Source organism: Enterococcus sp. AZ170 (assembly GCF_050545135.1).
Taxonomy (GTDB): Bacteria; Bacillota; Bacilli; order Lactobacillales; family Enterococcaceae; genus Enterococcus_L; species Enterococcus_L ureilyticus.
Genome location: NZ_CP172947.1, coordinates 3154336 through 3176888 on the forward strand (window position 1 = coordinate 3154336; position 22553 = coordinate 3176888).

The following is a 22553-nucleotide window of genomic DNA, read 5'->3' on the forward strand; positions in this document are numbered from 1 at the left end:
AACATAAGATATCTTATACTTATAATAACATACTGACAACTTTAAGTAAATAATAAAATAGGAGGATTTTAATGAACACTTTTTTTAAAGACATGAAATTTGTTTTTAGTTCTTTACAATTATTAAATATTAAACGAACTAAAATATTTGTATTGGTAATAATAACAATACTAAATAGTATTGTTAGTTTAGCTCAACCCCTATTATTAGGTAATATTATTAACGCAGTTAACCTAAAAAGATTACCCGTAATTTATGTTAATATAGCTACATTGATAGCTTGTTTCCTTCTCTCTATGATCTGCTTATATATTAAGAACAAAAAAACAATAAAATTAGTAAGTGAAATAGAAATAGAAATAAAAAATACGATATTTAATAACATTTTATATACATCGTATTGTACTTTCTCCAAGAATGACTCCGGTAAACTTATAAATATTATCAATCAAGATTCGATGATTTTTTCTAACATATTCAATTATATGTTAGAAATATCAATTGATGCACTTAGTTTTATTATTACTATAGCTATGCTTTTTTACATAAATTTCAAATTAGCTATAATAGTAATTATTACTTTTCCACTATCTTTAGTTGTGTACTATATATCTGGTAAGAAACTGAAAAAGGAAGAGTACAAATTAAAGCTTGGCTATGACAATTATATGAGTTTTTTGACTGAATCATTAAAAAACTTTAAACTCGTCAAGATTTATAATTATGAGCAAAATAGAATTAATGATTTTAAGAACTTGATGCTTAAAGTATATCAAGTTGGTATTCGTAAAGTTACTATCGAAACCTTTGCAGAGATTAGCATACAAATTCTTCTTTTTCTCAGTAAAATATCTGTAATCTTATTAGGTATTTATTTTATCTTTAAAGGACGTTTTTCACTAGGGATGCTCGTATCTTTCAATGCTTATTCTGATAGCTTTAAACAATCAGCATCAAATATTTCAAAAATGAATAGTACATTTCAGGCTATTATCGTGTCTTTAGAGCGGATAAAAACTTTTTCTTTTATAAAAAATGAAAAAGTTGAAGAAAATACCTCAAAAATAGGATTAGCAAAAATAACTAATATACGATTAAATGATGTTACTTATTCCTATGATACTCAGAATGTATTAAATAATATTAATTGTCACTTCAAAGCAGGAGACATCAACTGGGTGTACGGAGATAGCGGCTCTGGTAAGACTACTCTATTTAACATTTTAAGCAAAGTTTTGGAAAATTATAACGGAGAAATATATTTTGACAGCTATAATTTAAGAGATTATTCAAATTTAGTTTTTAGAAAAAAAGTTTGCTACGTAACCCAAGAAAATTTGCTATTTTCTTTATCAATTAAGGAAAACTTAATAATGGGGGACAATAGTATAAATATGGACAAAATGATTGATGTATGTAAACAATTAAACATTCATGAATTTATTATTTCCTTAGAAAATGGTTATGATACGATTCTTTATAATTCAGGATCAAAGATATCAGGCGGGCAATCCCAAAGGCTTTGTATAGCTAGGGCAATTTTAAAAAATGCAGAAGTTTATATTTTTGACGAAGTAGTTAGCTCTTTAGATAAAAATAATGCAGACATTGTCATGCAGTATATCAAAAACATGTCTGTAAACAAATTAATAGTTATTGCATCACATCAAAAAAGCAAAATATTGAGTACACCAGCCCTATCCCTTTAATATTAATTTCATATGCTTTCGTAAGAAAATTAGACTTTCTAGCTGTTACGCACCCAAATAAATTCTTGAAATATCTGAAAAACGTGATGAATTAAACTATATATAAAATGCTATTAATTCATTAACCTTGATCTTTCAACAAAAATAGACCATACCCAACAAATCAGGTATGGTTTATTTCCTATTTTCTTTATATCCCTATTTATGATACGGTTCCCCCCGCATAATCCGAAACCCACGATAAATCTGTTCCACCAAAACTAATCGCATCAACTGATGTGGATACGTCAACTTTCCAAATGACATCTGCTGCTGACTTCTTTTCATTACTGCCTCACTCAATCCAAGTGAACCGCCAATCACAAAAGCCAATTGGCTCTTTCCATTAATGCCAAGTTGATCGATCTCTTTGGAAAATTCCTCACTGCTAAACTGCTTGCCGTTGATTGCTAAAACAAAGACATGATCTTGATCACTGATTTTTGCTAGAATTCGTTCGCCTTCTTTTCCCTTGACTAGCAGCATCTCTGCATCACTTAGATTCTCTGGTGCTTTTTCATCTGCCACCTCGATCATTTCGACCTTTGCATAACTTTGCAGACGTTTTAAATATTCATTGATCCCTTGAACTAAATATTTCTCTTTCAGCTTACCCACAGTAATGATTTTTATTTTCATAGATTTCACGTCTCTTCCTACTTGATTCTTTTACTTGTTAACAATTTTATCATGAATGTTTTGAGTCTTCCACATACTTTCCCACAAAGTTATACACATATGCACAGACTTATCCACAGCTTTATGCTGAATCAGCCTTTATTTCATCGTATTTTGAGATACAAACACATATTCCCATTTATTTATCCACATTATCCACATTTTGTGGATAACTTTTTCACAGGGGTTTTCCTCTGTTTTTCAAGAGTTCTTCACACTTTATTGTGTATAAGTATTCCAGTAATAATCTTTTTTCATTATTTATATCTGTTTTTCTCCCTAACTTGTTCATAAAAAATTCAAAGCTCTTGGGTAGACTAAAGGTGTCTTGAAAGACTATACTAAATATAACAAATAATGATAATTAAATAGGAGGTTGCTTGTATGCAAAAAAAAGATGTTACACCTAGTTCAGATAAAAAACAAAATGGATTATTCAAAAAATTTGGCATTGGTTTGATTGGTGGGTTACTCGGAGGTGCGTTAGCCTTTGGTGGTGCTTATGCGATCATGGGGCAAAATTCTTCTTCGTCTAATTCCTCTACAACAACTAGTACAGTAAAAGATAATAAAGGCGACACCAAAGTAACCAATGTTAGTTTGGATGTTAATAGTGATGTGACTAAAGCCGTTGACAAAGTCAAAGACTCTGTTGTTTCGGTCATCAACTTACAAAGCCCTAGTCAAAGTAGTGACACTAGCGGTTTCGGTAGTATCTTTGGCGGAAATGACGGCAGCGACTCTAACAGCGCTGAATCCGATGGCAGTGATTTACAAGCGGCCAGTGAAGGAAGTGGCGTGATTTATAAAAAAGATGGTAAAACAGCTTATGTCGTTACCAACAATCACGTAGTAGATCAGGCAAAAGGATTAGAGGTTGTTTTACATGACGGAACAAAAGTGGAAGGCGAATTAGTCGGTACTGATTCTTATACTGACCTTGCCGTAATCAAAATTTCTTCTGATAAAGTGGATTCAATTGCTGAATTCGGCAATTCTGATAACTTGAAAATCGGTGAACCAGCTTTAGCGATCGGTTCTCCATTAGGTTCAGCATATGCGAACTCCGTAACGCAAGGGATCATTTCTTCATTAAACAGGAATATCCAAAATGAAAACAATGGGCAAGCGATCAATATTAATGCCATCCAAACAGATGCAGCGATCAACCCAGGAAATTCCGGTGGTCCTTTAGTAAATATTGAAGGGCAAGTGATTGGGATCAACTCAGTTAAAATCGTTCAATCTGAAAGCCAAGTCAGTGTTGAAGGTATGGGCTTTGCGATTCCAAGTAATGATGTAGTAAGCATCATCAATCAATTGGAAAAAGAAGGCAAAGTGACTCGTCCAGCATTGGGAATCACAATGGAAGAATTAACAAATGTTTCAACACAACAAAGAAAAGAAATCTTGAAGCTTCCTGATACTGTTCAAATGGGCGTACTTGTTCGTTCTGTTCAGACAGCAACACCTGCCGACAAAGCAGGACTTGAACGATACGACGTTATCACTAAAATCGATGACAAGGATATTGATTCTGTCACTGACTTACAAAGCGCACTTTACAAGAAAAAAGTCGGCGACAAGATGAAAGTTACCTTCTATCGTGATGGAAAAGAACAAAGCGTAGATGTTGATTTAACTATCGATCAATCCGCACTTAAACAAAACTCATCTAACTCAGATAATTCTCAAAATCCATAATTTCAGTTAAATAAAACTAGGTTGTATTCTTTTCAATGACATGAAAAAGTACAGCCTAGTTTTTTGCTTTATTCATAAAGCTTTATAGGAGGAATAAATCAAAGAATATTGTAGAATAAAGATACAGTAAAAATATTGAAAGAGGGATGCACTATGGCTCACAAATTGCGCGAAGAATGGGATAAATTATTTGGTAAAAAATACGATTTAGATACAGTAAAAAATGCGAAGCATGATGAAAATGGACATTTCATTACAGGTGATGGTTTGAATACTGAGGTTTTGGGTCACCGTTCTATAGAAGATTTAAATGCCATGATGGATGCAGATTGGAATACCTTTTTAAATGATAGTACTTTGTTTACCTCTTTAGAAGAAGGAGAACAAGATAAAGTTCGTTCAAATGGGCCTAGTTTTGCTGAATATAACGGCGACTAGCAAATGTAAGTAAAGTCTATATATCGAATCTACACGTTCTGATGTTGCTGAATAATCACCGACATCTTTTTTTATGAAACTAATTACAGATAAAACTCCTCATCAGTACAGCTAAGATAGCTCTAAAAAGAGTCTGGGACATAACTCTACGAGTTATGATGTGCGCCCTAAAAGTTGTACGTAGATTAACCTGTCATTCGACTGGTATGAATTCGGTATTGAACCGGACTCATACCAGTCAATTTTGCTTTTATCCGATGATGATTGTAATAATCAATATAATTTGTAACTGCTCGTTTTAATTCCTCAAAGCTAGAAAAACTACGGCCATAATACATTTCTTGTTTCATTAGACCAAAGAAATTTTCCATTAATGCATTGTCCAAACAATTTCCTTTTCGTGACATACTCTGGTATAACTTTGCTTGCTTCAATTGTCTAACATACTGTTGATTTTGATAATGCCACCCTTGATCGGAATGGATTGTTGTTCGAAAGTTGGTCTTTTTACTTTCTTTAATGGCTGTTTTTAAAGGAATCAATACACAATCCAACGTTGGTTTTTGCTGAAATTGATAGGCAATGATTTCTCCATTAAAACCATCAAGAAAAGGACTGAGATAGGCTTTTCTTTTTAGTTTAATTCCTTCGGAATTTCGTTCAGTATAGTGGAATTCTGAAATATCTGTAAAGATTTTTTGTTTTGGAATCGTGCTAAAGAAGCGGCGATTCACCTTGTTTTTAGCCAAGGTTCCCACCAAACCTTTGTAAGATCGATACCTTCTTGAACGACGTGTAAAGCTTATACATACTAAGTTATATTTCTTCATAATTCGTCTGATTTTCTTATGATTGATTTGATAGCCCCTATTCACTAAAGCCAACTTGATTCGACGATAGCCATAATTGCGATCATTCTCTTCAAAAATTGTTTGAATCAATTTCTCTATGTGAGTCATTTTTTCTTCGCTCATTATCTTTTTCCAGTAATTGAAGGTAGAACGCGGTAGCTTAATCGCTTGTAATACATGATCTTGACGATACTTTCCAATAAGTTCTATGGCTATTCTGGTTTGAACTCGTCTTTTCGCTTCGCCATAATAGTCTGTTGGAAAGTCCGTAGCTTTTTTAAATACTCGACCTCGATTCGCAAACGTTCATTCTCACGCTCTAATTCCTTTTCACGAGATAGTTTGCTTGTTTCTTGCTGTTTTTTTGTTGGTTTGTTCATCCTTTTTTTGGGTCTCCCTTTTTGATTGGACAGAGCAGTTTGACCACCAGCGATATATTTCTTTTGCCAACGAGAAATCATCGACCCACTAGGCAGCTTGAATTGTCTTGCTGCTTCACCGAAAGAAGCATCTGTCGTTTCTATAAAGTGTAATACATCTCGCTTAAATTCACTAGTATATTTTGTCAATGAACGGTGTCTTTTGAGCCCTTCTTTCCCAAATAATTGATAGGAGTGTTTCCAATTGTAAATTAAGGCATTTGATGGGAGTCCGTATTTTTTAGCCAAGGCTCGTCCGCCCAGAGGGCCTTCTAGGTACTCTTTCACTAGCTTTAATTTGAATTCTACCTCATAATAACTCATAAAAAATAACCTCCAAAAATTGTATTTTTCACGTACAACTTTTGGGGGTCACATCATTATCTCTCAGACTCAAGGAATCCGTATAAACGGTGGGAGCAGAAGCTATCACTACGCTTCGCTTCGATCACATCAAATTCTAAGTGCTAAAGCACTAAGATTTGAAGGCTTCGGAAATAAGTTTAAATTTAACATATATCGGGATCATCTCAAAATAAGTAGATTACTAGTCGTATTCTTTATAACATGTTTTGCGACAGATTCTAGTTCTCTTTTAGACAATAATTCATCATAGCTACCTAGGACGATTAAATCCATACTATTTTTTTCGATATATTTATTGATAAAAGATTTTGTACTGCCACTATAAATTGTAGTCACCAATTTGTCTACGCCTTCGGCTTTGACTTTCGAAATAACCTTATCCACATCTTTTTGATAATTTTCGTCATTCTCTTTAATCATATCATATTCATAAGGCATATACATTCCACTATCATATGGTAGATAATTCAGTTGTTCAAGCGCTTCTATTTCAGGTTTGTTAATTAATAAATGAAGTTCAGAATTTTCTCTTTGCGACATAGTAATGACTTCAGCTAATACTCCATTTGGTTCTCCAAATACATCAACTACTGTTACTATTTTTTTATACATAAAATTCACCTCAAATTTTTTCTTAAGTATACCATTCATTTGAAATTTATACCTTTAATACAACTTTATATTGCTTTTATTATCTCTTATTTAAGGATTAATTTTTGCGATCCGTATTTTTTTCTAATCATTTCACTTATGGTATTTTACCTTTTTTAAGCCTACATACCCCACAATTACTATCAATAGTATTCCTATTGCATAGAAAATCCAACTATTTTTTTCTCCCGTTGCTGGATAATCTTTATTAAGGCTATTTTTACTTGGCGTTTCAGGATCACTACCCTTTACTCCATTTTTGGGTATATGCGTATTTGTAATAATAATGTTGCCGACATTTTCGGCGTTGATTGTTACGTCGTATCCCTTAATATTGCCTACTTCTTTTACAGTGTAGACGATTGGTTGTCCATTGTTTTTCTCTGCCAAATCAGTCCAAGTCGTTGTCCAGTTATTGCCTTCATTTAAGGTAACTTCTTCTCCTGACTTTTCACCATCCGCGTATAATTGGACCTTGATACTGTCGGGACGTATGCCATCTTGATTGTTTCCATCATTCCACGATTTCGTTACTGTTACACTGGTTTTGCCTGGTGTATAATGATTCGTAATAGTTGTTCCTTCTATACTTGTCGAATACTCTGGTACATCATTTTCTGTTACAGTATAAACGATCTCTTGCCCATCTTTATATTTAGGTAAGTTATCAAAATGGTACGTCCAGTTATCTTTTTCCGTTACTTCTTTTGAGTCAACTGGTGCTCCGTTGGCTAACAGGTTTACTGTTATCGTTGTTGGACGTTTACCGTCTTGATCGTTTTTATCATCCCATGTTTTTGTTCCACTGATCTCTGTTACCTCTGGGATATGGGTATTTGTAATAATAATGTTGCCGCTATTTTCGGCATTGACTGTTTTATTGTATCCTTCGATACTTCCTACTTCTTTTACAGTGTAGACAATCGATTGTCCATTTTTTTTCTCTGCCAAATCAGTCCAAGTCGTTGTCCAGTTGTTGGCTTCATTTAAGGCAACTTCTTCTCCTGATTTTTCACCATCCGCATATAATTGGACCTTGATACTGTTTGGACGTATGCCATCTTGATTGTTTCCATCATTCCACGATTTTGTTACTGTTACACTGGTTTTGCCTGGTGTATAATGATTCGTAATAGTTGTTCCTTCTATACTTGTTGAATACTCTGGCACATCATTTTCTGTTACAGTATAAACGATCTCTTGCCCATCTTTATATTTAGGTAAGTTATCAAAATGGTACGTCCAGTTATCTTTTTCCGTTACTTCTTTTGAGTCAACTGGTGCTCCGTTTGCTAACAGGTTTACTGTTATCGTTGTTGGACGTTTACCGTCTTGATCGTTTTTATCATCCCATATTTTTGTTCCACTGATCTCTGTTACCTCTGGGATATGGGTATTTGTAATAATAATGTTGCCGCTATTTTCGGCATTGACTGTTTTATTGTATCCTTCGATACTTCCTACTTCTTTTACAGTGTAGACAATCGGTTGTCCATTGTTTTTCTCTGCCAAATCAGTCCAAGTCGTTGTCCAGTTGTTGGCTTCATTTAAGGCAACTTCTTCTCCTGATTTTTCACCATCCGCATATAATTGGACCTTGATGCTGTTGGGACGTATGCCGTCTTGATTGTTTCCATCATTCCACGATTTCGTTACTGTTACACTGGTTTTGCCTGGTGTATAATGATTCGTAATAGTTGTTCCTTCTATACTTGTCGAATACTCTGGTACATCATTTTCTGTTACAGTATAAACGATCTCTTGCCCATCTTTATATTTAGGTAAGTTATCAAAATGGTACGTCCAGTTATCTTTTTCCGTTACTTCTTTTGAGTCAACTGGTGCTCCGTTTGCTAACAGGTTTACTGTTATCGTTGTTGGACGTTTACCGTCTTGGTCATTCTTGTCATCCCATGTTTTTGTTCCACTGATTTCTGTTACCTCTGGGATATGGGTATTTGTAATATTCATCCCATCACTAATTGCTGTATAATTAGGAACGGAATTTTCTGTCACTGTATAGTCAATCTCTTTTCCCTCTTTATATTTAGGTAAATCGGAAAATTCATATGCCCATCCTTCATTTTCTGTAACATTCTTTGTTTGAATTATTTCTCCATCTGCTAATAAATTGACCACAATAGATGAGGGGCGTATCCCATCTTGATTATTTCCATCTTCCCATGATTTGACTCCTTTTAGGTCAACTGTTTCAGGTTTATACGTATTGGTTAAAAGGATAGCTTTTCCTTCATCAGTCGAATTTATACTCAAATCATATTTTGAATCAAGTTCTTCTCTAGCCGTATAATATAGAGGATTTCCATTATTATCTTTTATTGGTAAGTTCCCCCAGATATACTCCCAGCCATTTTCTTCATTTAGCTCTTGTACCTCACCAAATTTAGTTTCATTGCCTTGTGTCAGGCTTTCGTTACTTGTATGCGTGTATGGTTTATCGCTCTGATATAATTGTACAGGTAAATTCAATGGACGTATGCCATCTTGATTATTTGAATCATCCCAATTTTTCAACACTGAAAAAGATGTTTCGGATAAATCTAAATCAATACTGGTTCTGGTAGTTAATGTCCTTTCAATTGGTTGGTATCCACCGAGTGGTTGAACTCCACTTGAAATAAATACCAAATAGTAGGGATGTCTAGTCGTGAGCAGTGTATCTATATTAAAATAAATGACCGTATCATCGGCTTTATCTTTATCAATTAGGTCTTTCGGTATATCTATAGAGATTGTTCGCTTATCGTAGTCTTTATTAATTGTAGTATCTTTCGTAATATCGGTTATTTTAGAATTCTTATAGAGTTGTACCCCTATATTTATCTCTTCATCTTTTACTTGAAGTAATTTTTCTGTTTCTTGATCGATATTGTCTTCAAATTGCAATAAGTAATTATAATTTGTCCCATCGTCACCGTTTGGAATAATCTCTTTTGCGTTGATTTCAACGTTATTTATTTTGTTGATTACTTCTTGATACGAGGTATCATCGTTGGTCTTTGTTTGCGCTTCTGTGTATAGATCTTTTATTAAAGGATTTGATTCAATTAACTTATTATCAAATTTTCCTCCAGTTAATTTCCAAATAACAACTTGTATTGCAGCATATCTAGTTAACTCGTTTGCATCACGATATCCCTCAACATTTGGTACAGAATTCTGTGTATCTTGATTTTCGTAGAAAGTTTGCATCAACCATAGTACTGAGCCAGATATTTTTTCGTTCATATCTACTTTATAATCTTGACCTGATGGATAGTATTTACTTTCGTCCAAACAAAAATATAAATTTTTATCATTATCGACAATCGTATATAATCTAGAATTCAATAAATTCAAATTAACTAGCTTAACATCAGGATTACCTTTTAAATTCGTATCTAAACGAACATTTTTAATTGGTTCTGGCGGCAAAATAGTCGCCTCCGCCTTGGCAACTTTAGGCAAACAAATAAAACTAAAGAAAATCAACAATAAATATATGTATTTCTTCATCTTTTCATCTTCTTTCTTTTTATAATTACATATAAATGGAATAGCATCTGATTTTCAATAACATTTCCAAAGTAATTTTTAAATTAAACATTTTTATAATTCACTAGACTATTCATGTTCTTTTATTAAAATCTACTCACTATTAAAACGTTATTGAAAATCTTATTTCGCATCAAACATTTCAGATTATACATTATCTTTAAAAATTATAAAAACCGGACACTCGTTATTTAATTATCACATCATGAAATGAAGTTTTCTCTTTCCTAGATTTTTAGAGTATCATCTGATTAACTAACTATTCAATATTAATATTTAATTTTATAATATTTTTAATTTAATTTCAAAATAACTGTTTTCATCATAAAAACGACGGATACCAAAGGAGTTTCATCACCAATCAACATTTGTTTTTTTAAATATATTTTAAAAAAATGAAAATTAACACTCATCTTACTTCTATAAAAATAAAATATTAATTTTTTATAAAGAGTCTCTGCTATTAACTATTTCATCTGTCTATTTATTTTACATCCACAAATATCGAGAGTATTATTACATATACAAATTATGTAGAAAGGTGTTTACTATGATAACAAATTTAAGAGATATAGGTGGCATTACCGTACCTACAGGAACTTTAAAAGAAGGATATTTCTATCGAAGTGGTCAGTTAGTTGGATTAGAGAAAAAAGATATTCTATTTTTAGAGGACGATTGTAGAATCAAAAAGGTCTATGATTTTAGAAACAAAACAGAAATTTCAGAGCAGCCAGATATGGATATGAACAACATTACAATAGAGAATATTGATATATTAGCATCTGAGGATTCATCTAGCATCGCTTCTTTACAAGGAATGTTAAATATTGACCAAAGTGACGTCGAAAAAGCGATGTTTGAAACCTATGAGGAACTTGTAGTCAGTGCTTCTGCACTGTCTGGTTATAGTAAGTTTCTTACGGAAATTTTAGAAGACAATCAACCTATTTTATTTCATTGTTTTGCCGGGAAGGATCGTACTGGATTTGCAGCTGCTCTTATTTTAAAAATAGCTGGTGCCTCTGATCAAAGTATCATGGACGATTATCTAAAAACAAATGAATCTAGAAAATCAGCAAATAAACAAATCATTGACTCACTGAAAAGCAAACTTACTGAACAACAACTAAACGCTTTGGAACTTGCTTTAAATGTTGATAAAACGTATTTATGTCATGCAAAAAAAGTTTTAGAAGAGCATTTTGGTTCTTTTGACAATTATTTACTTAAGGGATTAAAACTAGATACTGATTATGTAGATCAATTCAGAAAAAAATTTATTGTTTAGCTAGTTGTTGAACATAATCTATCTCATAAAACGAGGTTGAGATAGTTGTTTCTGTTTCCACCACTTATTCGAGTTGCTTAAGTCATAGGAAAATGTCTCATCCTCGTTTTAATTAATGTACTCCCCATAAAAAAGATCTGCTAGCGAACGGATGGTTATAAAGTGAAGGAAGAATTAAAAGACATCATTTCATATATTCCAATTATTTTTGTTCTTGCATATATCTTATTGTTAGCAGATAAAACAGCTAAAATAGGTGTCTTTGGTACGATGATTACATTGTTGATAAACACTGATAATTATGAACTAAAGTATAAAAAAAAAATAAGTGAATCTACTAAATTGAAAATTTTAAAGTTTAAAAATATTGCACTAACCTTTTATTGCAGTTGCTACATAACTGGGATTATAAATATTTTCATTACAAACGCTACTCTCCATACAGTAGTAAATTTAGTATTTCCTAGTATATTTTTTTTGATTATCTGGTTATATGTTCAGAAAATAATCCCTACAACGATTGACTATATGGAAAAAAACAGAAAAAAATAACAATGTTATGATTTTTAATTTTTTCGTCGTAATCGTAACAAAGCAATTCCTGTTAATAAGTTTTTCTATGAATACCAACTATTGTCAAGGCTGATATAGATAGTCGTAAATCTTGATAATAAAAAAAGGTACCTGCATAGTGCATTTTTACTACAGCACAATCAACCTGATCTCCTTAGATACACGTACACGCTAGCATTCATCTTGTTATTCTCCTCACTGAAAAGTGAAGGAAATCCAAAGATTATCGTACTTAATTCAATCTTTGAATTTCCTTCACTCACATCTATTTTTCCATATTATTTTAATGATACGCTCTTAACACATCATTCGCTAATGATGGGTAAGCAAAAATAATTTTTTTCAGCTCTTCTTTAGTCCATCCCGCATGCAATGCCATCGTAAAATAATTAATAAACAAATCCGCTTGATTACTTAAGCTAGTTGCACCAACTATTCTATTATCACTTTTCTGATATATAACTTTTACTAACGCAATAGCGTCATTATTTTTTTTATATTCTAGCCAATCAGTCATATCGATCGTTTCAACGCTATATAGCTCTTGATTTTCTTTGGCGTGGGAAATTGAGATGCCTACTTGGGCTAATTTAGGTTGACTAAAGGTGGACATCACTGATAATGGATAGTCTATGTTTTTCAGCCCATCTCCGGTCAAATGTTCGACTAAATAGTCTGCCTCCCAAACTGCATATGTAGCTAGTTTTGGTACAGGAGTGTTACTACAATCTCCACATGCATATATAGTTGATATGTTGGTTGTTAGATACTCATCGACGACAATACCGTGTTGATCTGTTTCAATCCCGATCCTTTCAATTCCTAAATCAGATATATTTGGTATTCTACCAGCAACACAATAAATAGCATCCGCTTGATACTCGATACCTTTAGCCGTTATGGCACTATAATTGTCTTGATTTTTTTTTACTGCAATAAGCTGTTCATCAAAATGATAGTTTATTCCACGACTTTTATTCAACTCAATCAGTTTATAAACAAGTTCTTGGTCAAAGGCAGCTAAGGCTCGCTCATCATGCTGAAGTACAGTTACTTCTGTATCGAAAGCTTCAGCAATGGTCATAAAGGCGAATGCGATAATCCCAGCCCCGATAAAAATTACTTTCTTCGGCAATTCTTTTTGCGTCAAAAAATCAGTACTGTCTTTTAAATAGTCGCTACCTTCAATTTGTAATGTTCTACTTTTTGCACCTGTTGCTATCACAAATTTTTCCCCTTCATATTGAGTGCCAGCTACTTCAATATGATGCTCATCCACAAATATTGCTTCTCCATAAATTGTATCGATTCCAGCCTTTCGCAATGCTGTTTCATGCTCTAGTGATTCAGTGTTCTCGAGTGAATCTATATAGGTCATAGCTGACTGCCAGTTGGGCGTTAGTTCATTTACCGCACCTGTTTTGGCTAGTTGCTGTGCAGTAAGTTTTAGCTCTGCAAAAGCAACCAACTCTTTTTTTCGAGTACTACCGTAGTTTGCAACCGCACCACCAAACTTGTTAGCTTCGACAATAGCAACACTCAACCCTTTTTTATTTAGTCCGTAAGCAATCGTCAAACCACTTAACCCACTTCCAATAACAATCACATCATACGATTTTGTCATATGCTCACTTTCCCATCTAGTTAATTTTAGCTCTTTACTGATAAACATTCTCTTTTAGTGATTTTATTATTCTTGAAGCAATTTTTTGGTATCGATCCTTAAAACTCGATCAACCCACACTTTTTCGTTTTCTCGATAAGGTTTAGCAGCAGACTCAAAAATCGCATATATTTGTCCTTCACATGCTGATACTTGTTCTGCATGAGCTGGTAGATCAACCACCTTCTCTATATCATTATCTAAAAAACTTTTTTTGTTTGTATCATAATTAAATAGTAGTAATTTAGAATTTTTGAACGCACCATAAGATTGAGTAACAACTAGTTTATCTTCAACAAACGTAATCCCTTGTAACTCTTTAACGATTGTTTTATTTGTTTTGCTTTTATCTGTATCCATAGTTGTGTGGATTACTTGCTCCGAAGCCAATTGCCCTGTCATTTTCCCTCTTTCATCTACAGGGTACTGTTCTAACTTGCCATCTGATTGACTATCAAAATAGCCGACATATATATTTTTATTTGAATACGTAATGACTGACGCCCTTTTTACTTGTGGTAATTCTACTCGTTGTGTGTACTTGATTGGTTGAAGCGTATTTTTTAATACATAGTTTTCTATACTGTCCATCGGAATTGCAACAATTTCTGCTCGATCTTTATGGCGAGCACAAACCCAGACATTTTTTGCAATCGGATCATATGTGATCCCTCCGACATGGGGGTAACCTTCAAGAACCACTGTTTTTATATACTGATGAGTATTCTTATCCAACACATAAAAAACTGAATTATGTTTATGTTCATGACAATAAGAAGAAATAAGTATGTAATCGCCTGCCATGGTGACTCCTTGTGGTGTCATAAAATCGCATTCAACGATTGTTTTTGTCTGATCATTTTCAAGTGTTGTTGTACTAAGTAACCCTGGTATCACATACATACCATCCTCTTTTTTTCCCTTTTGGGATTCGACAGCTAAATTATACAATTCTGAATATTCGATGATCGCTTCAGCCTGTTGTTCGTAAGTTTTATAAATAGCAGGTGTTACATTGGTCATCACTTTTCCTTGTTTATCTATTTTTGTTGATCCTGTCGAGTCATGTTCTTTATTGATTTTAGAACAACCAGAAAAAATAGTTATGCATAAAAGAAACAATATCATTTCCTTAAATCGAGTCTGAATAAAATCTCCTCCATTTCCAAATGCTCTACAATTCTTTCATTTCTTTCATTCTATGTAAAAAAATGATAAGTTGCAAATCAAATGTCATCACTTTTTAGAAAGACTCATCTGTACCATAAAACATTTCTTTATTTATTGTTCAAGTATTTTTTTACTTAAATATATTGAGTAGGGACAATACATACACATTATTAGAAATTGAAACGATAGATCCAGCATAATTAAATCAAAACGTACAATCAGCATAAATAAACAGGGACTGGAAGAAAACAAAATGTGTTTTCTTCCAGTCCCTAAAAAATAATAACTATAATTAGGCACGTTTATTTCCTACTGGAAATGCTTCGCCAACTACTGCATCAAAAGGTAATTCTAAAATCCCTTTTTTCGTAGGTGCATCCGGTAAACGTAATTCTCCAGCTGAGCAGATCATGCCAAAACTTTCCACACCGCGTAATACGCCAGGCCAGATCATCAAGCCATCTGGCATCATTGCACCAGGTTTGGCTACTACGACTTTTTGCCCTGCTTTGATATTCGGCGCTCCACAAACGATTTGTAAGACTGTACCATTATCTACTTCTGTTTGAGTGATTGATAAATGATCAGAATCAGGATGCTTTTTGCATGATTTTACAAAACCGATCACGATTTTAGGCTCATTTTCAGTAGCTACTGTTTCAGAAAAACCTGTTTTAGCAAGTTCCTCGTTTAATTTAGTCACTTGTTCTTCGGTCAATTCTATTTGACCGCTGCCTTCAATTTCACCTAATATGGTGGATACTTCAAATATGTTCCAAGCAACGACTTGCCCGTCTTCAAGCAAGCTAACCCTTGCCACATTTCCTTTTCGTTCCACACGATTTTCTTGTCCTTTATCATCTGCTACGATGACCATCAAGACATCGCCGACATGTTCCTTGTTATAAGCAAAAATCATTTTTCAAATTCACTCCATTTTTATCATTTTTCAAGATACTCTCTTATAATATACTATATCTTCTGTTCTGTCTTAACAAAAAAATGAAACAAAACGGTTACGCTTTGCTTCACCAATTTTATCTTCGATAGTTATTTTTTATTTGCTTCAGGATGAACAATCAACACATCACATGGTGCATGGCGGATGATATAACTACTGACACTTCCCATCATTAAACGCTCTACGGCATTTAACCCTGACTGACCAACCATGATCAAATCAACAGCATATTTTTCAGGTAAGTCTTGGCACATCACTTCTTTTGCTGAACCATACGTTACAACAGGTTCAATCTGAGAAAAATCAATGCTTTTAGCATATGCTTTACAGTCATCCAGTAGTTCTTTAGCATTTTCTGTTTCTTGATCTAACAAACTATCATTCAAAGAAGAATAACCCATCATTGTATAGACTTTATTTTCTATAACATGAGCGACAATCACACGACCACTGTTTCGTTTAGCGACTTCAATTGCTTGTTGATAGGCTAACTTCCCTTGCTCACTGCCATCTACACCAACTAAAATAGTTTTATATGTTTGTGTTAACATCGTATCCATCTCCCGATTGTTTTATTTTATCTCTTGAATCGGCTCGTTATTGTTGAGTCTAAACTTAACTGACACTTTTTAAAAAGGTTACGATTTCTTCTTTCGTTTTACGGTCTTTATTGACTAAACGGCCTAACTCTTTCCCTTGGTCTGTCACAACAAAACTTGGGATCCCAAAAATAGTCCACTCAGAAGCAAGCTCCATAAACTTATCACGGTCTACCTCAATAAAACGAAACGCGGAAAATTCAGCTTCGATTTCTGGCATTACCGGCTTGATATAGCGGCAATCCCCGCACCAATCTGCCGTAAAGAAAAAGACGCTTTTTCCTTCTGATACATAGCCCGCAAGCTCTTCATAAGATGTTGGAATAATCATAAACCATCCCTACTTTCCGTAAATGATCGTATTAACGGTTGTTTTATCTAGACCTTTTAGCACTTGGATCAGCATTTCACGTGCTGCCTCAAAGTCTTTGATATTGAACATCGTTTGATGAGTATGGATATAACGTCCACAAACCCCAATCACGGTACTTGGTACACCATTGTTTGTTGTATGAGCCGCACCTGCATCCGTTCCACCTTTAGACACAAAATATTGGTAAGGGATGTTATGTGTTGCTGCTGTGTCTAATAAATATTCACGTACACGAGGTAATGTGATCATTCCTGGATCGTAAATACGTAATAATGTTCCTTCACCTAAATGACCGTATGTGCCTTTTTTCGTTTGGATATCATCTGCCGCAGAACAATCTACCGCGAAGAATAAATCTGGATTAAATTTATGAACAGAAGGTTTCGAACCACGTAAACCAACTTCTTCTTGAACGTTAGCACCAGCAATCAACGTATGGCCTAATTGTTCATTTTGCAACGCTTCTAATGCTTCTAATACTAAGGTACAACCATAGCGGTTATCCCAAGATTTACTGATAATATTTTTACCGTTAGCTGTTTTGATTGTTTCGGTTTGCGGCACGATTGAATCACCAGGGCGCACACCAAAGCTTTCCGCTTCTTCTTTTGATTCAAAACCAGCATCAAATAACACATCAGCTACCTCTAGCTGTTTTTGACCGCTTGTGCCACGTAATAAATGCGGCGGTACTGAAGAAGAAATACATGGATAATTGCCTTTACTTGTTTTTAAAGTAAAGCGCTGTGCGGATACCACATAAGGGTTCCAACCGCCTAAGGGAACAACCTGAAATAAGCCATTGTCTTTGATTTGTGTCAACATAAAGCCAACTTCGTCCATGTGAGCGGCAACCATGACGCGTGGTGCATCTTGTTCTTTCGCTCTTTTTAGACCAAAAATCCCACCTAAACCATCATATTGAAGCTCGTCTACTAATGGGGCCATATTTTTTTTCATATAGGCACGAATATCATCTTCAAATCCGCTTGTTCCTTGTAGTTCTGTTAACTCTTTGATGCGTTGAAAAGTTTTTTCTTCCATCGTTGTATTATCTGCCCATTCTCCTGCTTCGGAGCAACCATTCTTTTTTGCTGAAAATAACATGAGATTCAAACAAAAACGGCAGATACTCCTTTCATATGATTTCACATTCATTATAACGCAAAAATTTTCAATTGCCCACGTTTTTTGTTTTTCGATATTTTCATACAATGTGTTAGAATAGAGATAAAGCTAATGAAATTTGGCAACCATTTGAAATACTCGGAGGTTATTCCCCATGAATGAAGAAAATGAATTAAGCTATTTTAAAGGCGGCTTAGCGCTTGGTGTCAGTCTTGGCATCATAAGCGGAATCGCTTCAACTTTATGGTATCAGAAAAAGAAAACATTAGATGCGGATTTAGTTTTAGAAAACGTCAAGGAGGCTTTTTTGCAAGAAGGTCCAATTGAAGGTTCATGGATCGAATTCGAGAAAAAACCATTACGTAAATTTGCCGTTCATTCAAAAACCTATAATGGTGGCATTTCACGTTTAGAAGATGGCGTTATGGTTCAATATGAGTTTATTGCGGATGCCTTTACAGGAACTGTGATCGACGTCAAGCGAATCAAGGATTAAACGCAAAAGAATGATTGAAACCAGCACATTGCTCGACATGTGGTTTCAATCGTTCTTTTTTAGTCTTTATAGTTAATTGCTTATATTTGGGAAAAATAAAAAAAAGACCACATAGCACGACATATCTGTCAGACTATATACCCTTTTTTTAAAATTATTTAGATTGAAACCTTGCCTCAACTCGATAAATCGGCTGACCTTTAGCAGAAAATTTTTCTTCATACTCTGTCATAATATTGCCTTCATAGTCGCTTGCATGTAAATCCAGCCAAACTTGTTCCAAAATCATGCCATATTTTGAAAAACTACTCAATGAATATTCAAACAATCCGCGATTATCCGTTTTAAAATGAATTTCACCATTTGGTTTTAAAATTTCTTCATCTGTCGCCAAAAAAGTTTTAAATGTTAAACGACGCTTTTCATGGCGAGTTTTCGGCCATGGATCTGAGAAGTTCAAGTAAATTTGATCCACTTCATTTTCAGCAAAATATTGCGTCAATTCTTCTCCATTGACATGAAGTAATTGTAAGTTAGGCAATTCCTCTTCTAAGGCCTTTTCCAAAGCAATTGAAAGCACACTCAGTTGCATGTCAATCCCAATATAATTGATTTCTGGGTGTGCTTTTGCCATACCTACTACAAATTGTCCCTTGCCAGAACCAATTTCGATATGGATTGGGTGAGTATTCCCAAAACGTTCTGCCCAACGTCCCTGCCACTTTTCAGGCTCATCAACAACTAATTCAGGATGACTAGCCAACAGTTCTGCGGCTCCAGGCCTTTTTCTCATTCGCATATTTTATGTTTCCTTTCTTCATAACAAATTTTAAGAGGGTAGAACAAAACCAAGATCGTTCTGCGCTGCCCTCTATTATTCAAGTAACGAATAGACCGACACTCTATGCGCTCTCTTTAATACCCAAAAGCTCGTTTCAACTTCAAAATTTCTGCATTCATTTCCCGTCTTTCTCCTAATTGATGATGCCGGAGAATTTCTTGTAGAAAATTAAATAACGCATACCATTTGATTCGTGTCAAAGCTTCCTCGCTTGGGCGCATACCGTAAGACAACAGCCATTTGTTCCAGCTCCCCTGCGGAACGTAATGTCCTAGCAACATCCCCAAATCTAAAGCTGGATCAGCAATCATTACTGAATCCCAATCAACTAAATACAAATAATTATTAGAGACGATCCAATTGCGATGGTTTACATCACCATGAACGACCATATAATTATGAATAGAATAATTTGGTATATTTTCTTGTAGGTAGTGATACACCCTAGCAAGATATGAATTATTTTGAAGTTCTTTAGGCAATTTCTCATCATACCCTTGAAGCATCATCGCAGGTGTTTGAATCTGACCGCCGATTTTTTCCAGCATGCTTTTCAGCATATGCGAATGGTGTAAATGATAAAGGACATCCACAACGTCATTTCTTTGACCGATTTCTTGGGCTTTCAGTACTTGACCATCCAGCCATTCTTGTGCTGTTAAAATATCGCCTGTCACTGTTCGTTTTGTCCAAACTAGCTTAGGGGCAATTCCTTCTTTAGACAATGCAGCCAAAAGAGGAGAAGTATTTCGTTTAATAAATACTCTTTCAGTCGCACGTATACCCATGAAAGTTTGGCCAGTTGCGCCTTTTATTGGCTGCAAGCGCCATTCCTTATCCAACTGAAATGCCATGGAAATTATCTCCTATCCTAACAACTTCTAATAAATTATTACAGTAAGTATCATTTTAGCTTCCATAGCGTTTAACGTCAAGCATCTCTCTTGTTCTTTTAACATTATTCGTTACTTTTTGAAGTACCACACACTGCCTCAACACCTGCAATATAAGCATTTAATAGTTGTTTCGTGATTTTGCCAGGTTTTCCTGTTCCTACGATATGATCGTTCACTTTTACGACAGGCACGATTTCTGTTAATGAACCAGACACGAAACATTCATCCGCGTTAAATAACTCTTCTTCATAAACAGCTTCTTCTTTAACTGGAATTTCTAATTCTCTAGCCAGTTCTAGAATTTTCTTTTTCGTGATACCAGGCAAAATCAAATTTCCGTCTGGATGTGTATAGATAGTCCCGTCTTTCACTACCCAAAAATTCGCTGCTGAAGCTTCTGTTACTTTACCATCACGAACCAGTACTGCATCATCAAATCCTTTTTGGCGAGCCTCATCCAAGGACAATATATTGCCCATTAAACTTAATGACTTGATATCGCAATGTAGCCACCGTGTATCAGGAACAACCGCAACTGTGATGCCTGTTTCCATTTTTTCCAGCGGACGTTCATATGGTCTGATATTCGCTGTTAAGACCCCTCTGACTTTTTTGGGATCAGGTAGAGCATGATTTCTTGGTGAGTCGACGCCGCGTGTTACTTGGAAATAAAGTTTCCCTTCACGGATTCCTTCAATGTCGACCAGTTTCTTTAAATTAGTTGCTAATTTCTCTTTTGAAAAGGGCAATTGCATTCTGATTTTTTCTGCACCACTCCATAATCGATCTAAATGTTCTTCCATCATGTACAGGTGACCATTATAAACACGAACTACTTCATATAGCCCATCACCATATTGATAACCACGGTCTTCTATATCGATTTTTACTTCTCCACGCTCAACAATTTGATCATTCCATAAAATATGCATCATTAAACCTCCATTTTCTTCAAACGATAAGGAACATAGAATTTAGCAAATAAGAGAACTTCAATAATCAAAGCTCCGACCACTAATAAGCCTTCTTTCAAATCCGGTAGGGCAATCAAAACAAAAATACTAAACAACGCAGCAGCTACAAATAACAAGACTGTCATAAGTTTACTCACCGCTTGTTTCTTTTGTTCATTTGGGACAGGATATAAATGAGTCATCACCATATAATCAAACTGTGTATAGATTGGAATCAACTGAAAGCCAATCAAATAAACAAACAGGACTGATACTCCCAATGAGATCCAAAACTCTTTCAAGAAAAATAAAATCACCCCAGCAACCAACACTAAGCGAATAAATAGTCCGCTGTACTCTGATCCTCTTAAAAAACTACGGGCATACAGATATAAATACGTATTTTGGCTATTTTTCTTAATTTTATGCACGAGTGGATCAAGAAACTTCCGACGCTTCACACTGCTAGAAATTTCCGGTACATCTGTAAATAAATGGATAAACTGATAAATCCGATGCATTCGATTTTTTTCAGTTTGCACCATCGACTCCCAATCTAAAGAGAGTGATTGTTCTTTTTTCTTCAATACTAAATAAAAGAACGCGGCCTGCACCAAGGCGGCAACTGGTCCTGCTAGAGGCAATGTATACAAGCTAAGTGCAATTGTAATGAAGCTTGTGACCAACCATAGTACTGACCATTGTTGATATACTCTTGCGGAAACTTGATACAACCCATACTTTTGCAAACGCAAATGACTTGCTTTCAAAATCCCTAACATCACAATAAAGTAGAAAAATGTAGCGAATGCCCAACCAGTTGAGACAACCACGAGCGGCATCGACATCCCGCCCATCAAGATTAACGTCACTAATGGTAGCCAGAAAGAATAACGCATGGCACGATTCAAGTAGCTGTTCATCTCGGGCTCTTTCGGTAAAATAAATACTTTATCAGCCTCTTGAGCTAAGGTAGCGATTCGCCCAATTTGTAACAATGCCAACCATAGAACCACAATAATTGGTCTGCCCCAGACAAAATTTTCTGGTAAGGTTTTTAACACTTGAGAATAATAAAAACCCAAGCCACCTAGTAAAAAGACACACACCAAAATAAAATGGTCATTAAAAACATAACGCATATACTTCATCATTTTCTTCAAATGGCGTGCTAAACGAATGCCAAAAAATCCAGACAT

Annotated in this window: 20 protein-coding genes and 1 pseudogene; 6 read left to right on the top strand and 15 right to left on the bottom strand. The window is 34.7% G+C overall.

Going from position 1 to position 22553, the window contains the following annotated elements:
• The first annotated feature begins 71 nt into the window (after positions 1-71).
• Positions 72-1709: an ABC transporter ATP-binding protein gene (locus tag IGJ55_RS15110; protein ID WP_429948489.1), complete on the top strand. Its 1638-nt coding sequence runs from the start codon at positions 72-74 to the stop codon at positions 1707-1709.
• Positions 1710-1907: 198 nt separating this feature from the next.
• Here IGJ55_RS15110 and rlmH read toward each other — a convergent pair whose 3' ends face one another.
• Positions 1908-2387, bottom strand: a complete 480-nt coding sequence (gene rlmH, locus IGJ55_RS15115; RefSeq protein WP_069640257.1) for a 23S rRNA (pseudouridine(1915)-N(3))-methyltransferase RlmH — start codon at positions 2385-2387, stop codon at positions 1908-1910.
• Between the two features lie 423 nt (positions 2388-2810).
• On the opposite strand from rlmH, the gene IGJ55_RS15120 reads away from it, so the two are divergent.
• Positions 2811-4130, top strand: coding sequence for a S1C family serine protease (locus IGJ55_RS15120; protein ID WP_069640258.1), 1320 nt, complete (start codon positions 2811-2813; stop codon positions 4128-4130).
• Between the two features lie 153 nt (positions 4131-4283).
• On the top strand, positions 4284-4568 hold the full coding sequence (locus tag IGJ55_RS15125) for a hypothetical protein (RefSeq protein WP_069647287.1): 285 nt from the start codon (positions 4284-4286) through the stop codon (positions 4566-4568).
• A gap of 185 nt (positions 4569-4753) precedes the next feature.
• On the opposite strand, the pseudogene IGJ55_RS15130 reads toward IGJ55_RS15125, so the two are convergent.
• The 4 genes and pseudogenes from IGJ55_RS15130 to IGJ55_RS15145 form a co-directional block, all read right to left on the bottom strand.
• Positions 4754-5644 (bottom strand): annotated as a pseudogene (locus IGJ55_RS15130) (IS3 family transposase); the annotation flags it as partial.
• Positions 5632-6162, bottom strand: coding sequence for a helix-turn-helix domain-containing protein (locus IGJ55_RS15135; RefSeq protein WP_429949422.1), 531 nt, complete (start codon positions 6160-6162; stop codon positions 5632-5634). The gene IGJ55_RS15135 and the pseudogene IGJ55_RS15130, both read right to left, overlap by 13 nt.
• Positions 6163-6363: 201 nt before the next feature.
• Positions 6364-6816, bottom strand: coding sequence for a universal stress protein (locus IGJ55_RS15140; RefSeq protein WP_069640260.1), 453 nt, complete (start codon positions 6814-6816; stop codon positions 6364-6366).
• Between the two features lie 132 nt (positions 6817-6948).
• Positions 6949-10371, bottom strand: a complete 3423-nt coding sequence (locus IGJ55_RS15145; RefSeq protein ID WP_430606769.1) for a Cna B-type domain-containing protein — start codon at positions 10369-10371, stop codon at positions 6949-6951.
• Between the two features lie 589 nt (positions 10372-10960).
• On the opposite strand from IGJ55_RS15145, the gene IGJ55_RS15150 reads away from it, so the two are divergent.
• Both IGJ55_RS15150 and IGJ55_RS15155 read left to right on the top strand, forming a co-directional pair.
• The gene (locus tag IGJ55_RS15150) at positions 10961-11701 is read left to right on the top strand and encodes a tyrosine-protein phosphatase (RefSeq protein ID WP_430606770.1); all 741 of its coding nucleotides are present in this window, start codon (positions 10961-10963) and stop codon (positions 11699-11701) included.
• Positions 11702-11863: 162 nt separating this feature from the next.
• The gene (locus IGJ55_RS15155) at positions 11864-12253 is read left to right on the top strand and encodes a hypothetical protein (protein WP_069640263.1); all 390 of its coding nucleotides are present in this window, start codon (positions 11864-11866) and stop codon (positions 12251-12253) included.
• A gap of 304 nt (positions 12254-12557) precedes the next feature.
• Here the strand turns inward: IGJ55_RS15155 and IGJ55_RS15160 are convergent, their stop codons facing one another.
• The 6 genes from IGJ55_RS15160 to pepA all read right to left on the bottom strand — a co-directional run bounded on the left by IGJ55_RS15160 (position 12558) and on the right by pepA (position 18084).
• Positions 12558-13898 (bottom strand): dihydrolipoyl dehydrogenase family protein, encoded by a 1341-nt coding sequence (locus tag IGJ55_RS15160; RefSeq protein ID WP_430606772.1) that lies wholly within the window; start codon positions 13896-13898, stop codon positions 12558-12560.
• 66 nt (positions 13899-13964) lie between these two features.
• Positions 13965-15065: a YncE family protein gene (locus tag IGJ55_RS15165; RefSeq protein ID WP_430606773.1), complete on the bottom strand. Its 1101-nt coding sequence runs from the start codon at positions 15063-15065 to the stop codon at positions 13965-13967.
• A gap of 334 nt (positions 15066-15399) precedes the next feature.
• Positions 15400-16026: a YtpR family tRNA-binding protein gene (gene ytpR / locus IGJ55_RS15170; protein ID WP_069640265.1), complete on the bottom strand. Its 627-nt coding sequence runs from the start codon at positions 16024-16026 to the stop codon at positions 15400-15402.
• A gap of 131 nt (positions 16027-16157) precedes the next feature.
• A complete protein-coding gene (locus IGJ55_RS15175; RefSeq protein ID WP_069640266.1) occupies positions 16158-16619 on the bottom strand; it encodes a universal stress protein in 462 nt (153 codons plus the stop codon).
• 64 nt (positions 16620-16683) lie between these two features.
• A complete protein-coding gene (locus tag IGJ55_RS15180; RefSeq protein WP_069640267.1) occupies positions 16684-16998 on the bottom strand; it encodes a thioredoxin family protein in 315 nt (104 codons plus the stop codon).
• A gap of 9 nt (positions 16999-17007) precedes the next feature.
• Positions 17008-18084, bottom strand: coding sequence for a glutamyl aminopeptidase (pepA, locus tag IGJ55_RS15185; RefSeq protein ID WP_069640440.1), 1077 nt, complete (start codon positions 18082-18084; stop codon positions 17008-17010).
• Between the two features lie 238 nt (positions 18085-18322).
• Here pepA and IGJ55_RS15190 point away from each other — a divergent pair, with 238 nt between their 5' ends.
• On the top strand, positions 18323-18664 hold the full coding sequence (locus IGJ55_RS15190) for a PepSY domain-containing protein (protein ID WP_069640268.1): 342 nt from the start codon (positions 18323-18325) through the stop codon (positions 18662-18664).
• A 154-nt stretch (positions 18665-18818) separates the two neighbouring features.
• Here the strand turns inward: IGJ55_RS15190 and trmB are convergent, their stop codons facing one another.
• From trmB to IGJ55_RS15210, 4 genes are all read right to left on the bottom strand, one after another.
• Positions 18819-19463 carry a tRNA (guanosine(46)-N7)-methyltransferase TrmB gene (gene trmB, locus IGJ55_RS15195; RefSeq protein ID WP_069640269.1) on the bottom strand — a complete coding sequence of 215 codons (645 nt, stop codon included), beginning with the start codon at positions 19461-19463 and terminating at the stop codon, positions 18819-18821.
• A 116-nt stretch (positions 19464-19579) separates the two neighbouring features.
• Complete coding sequence (locus IGJ55_RS15200; RefSeq protein ID WP_069640270.1) at positions 19580-20359, bottom strand: phosphotransferase family protein; 780 nt, start codon at positions 20357-20359, stop codon at positions 19580-19582.
• Between the two features lie 104 nt (positions 20360-20463).
• On the bottom strand, positions 20464-21333 hold the full coding sequence (gene dat, locus IGJ55_RS15205; RefSeq protein WP_207121502.1) for a D-amino-acid transaminase: 870 nt from the start codon (positions 21331-21333) through the stop codon (positions 20464-20466).
• A 2-nt stretch (positions 21334-21335) separates the two neighbouring features.
• Positions 21336-22553, bottom strand: a complete 1218-nt coding sequence (locus IGJ55_RS15210; RefSeq protein WP_430606776.1) for an ABC transporter permease — start codon at positions 22551-22553, stop codon at positions 21336-21338.

Bases quoted from the DNA above. Each gene is read 5' to 3' on its own strand.
- IGJ55_RS15110 (WP_429948489.1), top strand. From the start codon at position 72: ATGAACACTTTTTTTAAAGACATGAAATTTGTTTTTAGTTCTTTACAA.
- rlmH (WP_069640257.1), bottom strand. From the start codon at position 2,387: ATGAAAATAAAAATCATTACTGTGGGTAAGCTGAAAGAGAAATATTTA.
- IGJ55_RS15120 (WP_069640258.1), top strand. From the start codon at position 2,811: ATGCAAAAAAAAGATGTTACACCTAGTTCAGATAAAAAACAAAATGGA.
- IGJ55_RS15125 (WP_069647287.1), top strand. From the start codon at position 4,284: ATGGCTCACAAATTGCGCGAAGAATGGGATAAATTATTTGGTAAAAAA.
- IGJ55_RS15135 (WP_429949422.1), bottom strand. From the start codon at position 6,162: ATGAGTTATTATGAGGTAGAATTCAAATTAAAGCTAGTGAAAGAGTAC.
- IGJ55_RS15140 (WP_069640260.1), bottom strand. From the start codon at position 6,816: ATGTATAAAAAAATAGTAACAGTAGTTGATGTATTTGGAGAACCAAAT.
- IGJ55_RS15145 (WP_430606769.1), bottom strand. From the start codon at position 10,371: ATGAAGAAATACATATATTTATTGTTGATTTTCTTTAGTTTTATTTGT.
- IGJ55_RS15150 (WP_430606770.1), top strand. From the start codon at position 10,961: ATGATAACAAATTTAAGAGATATAGGTGGCATTACCGTACCTACAGGA.
- IGJ55_RS15160 (WP_430606772.1), bottom strand. From the start codon at position 13,898: ATGACAAAATCGTATGATGTGATTGTTATTGGAAGTGGGTTAAGTGGT.
- IGJ55_RS15165 (WP_430606773.1), bottom strand. From the start codon at position 15,065: ATGATATTGTTTCTTTTATGCATAACTATTTTTTCTGGTTGTTCTAAA.
- ytpR (WP_069640265.1), bottom strand. From the start codon at position 16,026: ATGATTTTTGCTTATAACAAGGAACATGTCGGCGATGTCTTGATGGTC.
- IGJ55_RS15175 (WP_069640266.1), bottom strand. From the start codon at position 16,619: ATGTTAACACAAACATATAAAACTATTTTAGTTGGTGTAGATGGCAGT.
- IGJ55_RS15180 (WP_069640267.1), bottom strand. From the start codon at position 16,998: ATGATTATTCCAACATCTTATGAAGAGCTTGCGGGCTATGTATCAGAA.
- pepA (WP_069640440.1), bottom strand. From the start codon at position 18,084: ATGGAAGAAAAAACTTTTCAACGCATCAAAGAGTTAACAGAACTACAA.
- IGJ55_RS15190 (WP_069640268.1), top strand. From the start codon at position 18,323: ATGAATGAAGAAAATGAATTAAGCTATTTTAAAGGCGGCTTAGCGCTT.
- trmB (WP_069640269.1), bottom strand. From the start codon at position 19,463: ATGCGAATGAGAAAAAGGCCTGGAGCCGCAGAACTGTTGGCTAGTCAT.
- IGJ55_RS15200 (WP_069640270.1), bottom strand. From the start codon at position 20,359: ATGGCATTTCAGTTGGATAAGGAATGGCGCTTGCAGCCAATAAAAGGC.
- dat (WP_207121502.1), bottom strand. From the start codon at position 21,333: ATGCATATTTTATGGAATGATCAAATTGTTGAGCGTGGAGAAGTAAAA.
- IGJ55_RS15210 (WP_430606776.1), bottom strand. From the start codon at position 22,553: ATGTCTGGATTTTTTGGCATTCGTTTAGCACGCCATTTGAAGAAAATG.